The sequence below is a fragment of the Shewanella sp. SG41-4 genome (assembly GCF_014164505.1).
In the GTDB taxonomy this organism is placed as follows: domain Bacteria; phylum Pseudomonadota; class Gammaproteobacteria; order Enterobacterales; family Shewanellaceae; genus Shewanella.
Window position 1 is genome coordinate 1 of sequence record NZ_JACJFI010000358.1, and the last position, 3,218, is coordinate 3,218.

A 3,218-nucleotide genomic window follows, 5' to 3' on the forward strand; every position below is an offset into this window, starting at 1 on the left:
GATGCGGTAATTGTCTCAGATTATAAAAGGAATCACTCGACCAAAGTGGTTAAACCTTTTCGATGGTTTCTTAGCATGGCGAGTGAGCCAAAAGAAATGCCTGAAGCTTTTGATAGTATGCTAATGGCTTTAAAAAACTACTCAAAGTCTTGGCTTTATCACGCGTATACAAGGTTTCCTGATGAAACCCACGACAGCACCCCTCTTATTGGAATTGCAAAAGGGCTACAAGCTGTTTTTTCTGGTTGGAATGCCGTACCTGAAGTTGATGTCATGTCTTTACTTGAGCTTACAAAGTTCTACGAGGATAAAGTTAAGGAATTTGGTTACAAGTTTCCGTTGTCGGTACATCAGTTTAATGTATATGGGCTAAAAGCTGCTTATGAAGATAAGGCTGCATGGGGCGTTGAAATTTTGGCGCAAGGTACCAAGGCATTCCCTGATTCTGAAATATTATGGGATAGTTTAGCCACGGCCTATAGTTTGAACAAAAATTTGTTCGATGCGTTAATTGCATCTGAGCGGGCACTGGAATTGGCCGTCGCCAATAATTCAATTTATGTTGATGAGATCAAGGTGCAAAATATCGATTTAAAGGCTGAGCAACAGAAAATTTCAAACTGAAAGTAAGTGTTGTTTGAGTAAAAAAGCTAAAAAACTTTCATCACCAGCAAAAAGCGCTAGCTGCACTAATGTGTGTTTTGCATTGCACTAAAAGGAGATCTCTGTGTTTATAACTGGTGAAATTAAATATCATTTTAATGGTGTTTTACAAGATTCCTGTTCTTGTCATTGTTCTCGATGCCGTAATGCATTCAGCTTCCAAGCTTCTGCTTATGCTTTGATTGATGCAGATAAATTTAAATGGGTATCCGGTGAAAACTTACTTCTTATATAGGCAAACATGGTTTTTTTCTTCAATTTTGTAGTAATTGTGGTTCAACTATATGTGGTGTTATTAATGGCACAGTGCACGGTGTTACTCTTGGTTGTGTCAATGGAGATCCTGAAATTCAACTTGGCAGGCATATATTCGTAGGTTCTAAAGCAAACTGGGAAACTATTGCTGGTGATGTTCCTCAATATAATGAGAACGTGCCATAAAATGCATTAAAAGTCATTCAAGCGGAATTAAAAATAGTTAGCTAGGTTCCGCTTCGCTTCACATTATAGGCAATTGTTAAAAGCCGTTCTGAGGGGGTAGTCATCGAATTTGCAGATGAGTTTTCAAAAAAAGAAAAAATAGAAAGAATTACCCTATATATATTATTAGGTGCTTTCGTTGTCATAACCCATCAAAAGTGGGTGTTCCCATATATCAATTGGTATGCGAATACCGCATATTGTCATGCTCTGCTAGGCCATTCGGGGATAACCGTACTTCAGTATTCTTTATTCGTCGGTTTACCTATATTTAGCGCAATATTAGTGGGAGTGTATTCAGTTCCAATTGGGATTAAAGGGCTAAGAGATGGTCAATTCCCACCGAAAGGAGTAAAGGTATATAAGCCAACTAAAATAATTAGAGGTTGGAGATCAAAGGTTAAATCATTAGCTCATTTAATAGCGCCATTATTATTTGTCGTTATTGGTGTATTGGGGAGTTTTCAAGCTGATAACTTACCAAATTCACCAGAAATATTTGATTACAGTGTGTGCAAAAACTAAAGAATTTAAACGTAAAAAAAATTGGTTATGTTTCGTTTCTCAACAAGTTTTGGCCGCGTAATAAGACGTTAAGACCTCAGGAATCATAAAAATATATGTTTAAAAATGTAGTTTATTTTGCACTTATTAATTTTGTGGCATTAGCCGGAATAATTGTTATCTTTCAAACTATGGTTTTTTTGGGTACTTTGGCTGGTTCATTGCTAGCAGCAACAGGCTTGTACTTCAGAATTAAGAGGGCTAATCAACTTCCGTCACGACCAAGTTTAACTTTAACAGCAGCTGCTTGTTCTGCCATTTCTACGTTTATATGTCTTAGCTTTGAGTATCTAATTTATGGCGAATTTGAACATTCTCTGTTAACACTCTCATTAGTAACGTTCTTTATAATTTTTATTTTTATCCTGCTTACACTCAAAATCGTCTATGAAAACCCAGACGAGAAACTCGAGCAATATCCACTAACAAGTAGTCCAATTTCAAAAGCTTTATTAAAATTTTGGTGTAAAATAAGTACCTCTAATTACTCTTCACTTACCAACAAGCAGCTTATTAGGTTATCTATAACTGTAAGCCCATTAATGTGCTCAATTACGGTACTAATATCTGCGTTATCCAGCGGTGTAATTTGGCTGTTCCTAAATCGTTCACTTATCGAGTGTCCAATAATAGCAATATCGGTCATGGTTTTAATTATCGTCTTAATGCATATTTGGTCCATTAACAGGTATTTAATAAAACAGGAACTAGAACAACGGTTTCTAACATAAAAGGCTTAACAAGTGTATCTAGCAAGGACTTTGTAAACTGTCTCCTTTTTCGCAATGCGCGGCAAAAAAGCAGGCTGTTTTATGCGTTCCAAATGCGTTACCTCGTGTCTATAAAGCTCTTAGGATTAATTTTAGGGGCTCGTTTTTTAATTGAATTTGGCCGTTAGAGTTATTCTACAGCCTCGTTAACCCCTAAAGCAGAAAACTATGACTTTAATTTTGGTATCTGATGTTTTTGGTATTACCCCCGCTTTGATCGAATTTGGAAAAATAGTGAATGCAGAGATTATTGCAGACCCGTATGGAGGGGAAAACTTAGGTTTTCAGAGCGAGGCAGAAGCGTATTCCTATTTTACTGAGCACGTTGGATTAGAGGCGTATCACTCAATAATACTCGAGCTGACTTTGACTGCTCCGTTATCGAGTACATTGATTGGGTTCAGCGTTGGGGCTACTGTAGTTTGGAGGCTTTCTGGGAATTCATCGGTCAAAAATATATCTCGTGCGATTTGCTTTTATGGGTCCCAAATTAGAAAATTCAGATCAGTGAATCCTCTATTTGACGTAACGTTGATATTTCCTGTGAGCGAGCCACATTTTGACGTTGTTGAGTTACAGGAAGAATTATCATCAAAAAGGAATGTAAAAATTCAAAAGAGCAATGTGTATCACGGCTTTATGAACGCGTACTCAAATAATTTCAATCGGGCGGTCTATGAGAATCATATAGAATGGTTGAATTTAAATTTGAGCTAACAAGCCGTTGCACTCGAAATTTAC

The 3,218-nt window shown here is 36.9% G+C and carries 2 protein-coding genes and 1 pseudogene; all 3 read left to right on the forward strand.

All coding sequences use genetic code 11. The annotated features are described in order from the left end of the window. Positions 1 to 624, forward strand: a pseudogene (locus tag H5202_RS19555) (alpha/beta hydrolase); the annotation flags it as partial. A 103-nt stretch (positions 625 to 727) separates the two neighbouring features. Then, entirely contained in the window at positions 728 to 898 is a 171-nt protein-coding gene (locus tag H5202_RS24825; RefSeq protein WP_443019447.1) for a GFA family protein, read from the forward strand. A gap of 1,747 nt (positions 899 to 2,645) precedes the next feature. Further along, on the forward strand, positions 2,646 to 3,194 hold the full coding sequence (locus H5202_RS19560) for a hypothetical protein (protein WP_182773536.1): 549 nt from the start codon (positions 2,646 to 2,648) through the stop codon (positions 3,192 to 3,194). Positions 3,195 to 3,218 lie beyond the last annotated feature (24 nt).

Excerpts from the sequence above, each read along its gene's own strand:
- H5202_RS19560 (WP_182773536.1), top strand. The coding sequence starts at position 2,646 with ATGACTTTAATTTTGGTATCTGATGTTTTTGGTATTACCCCCGCTTTG.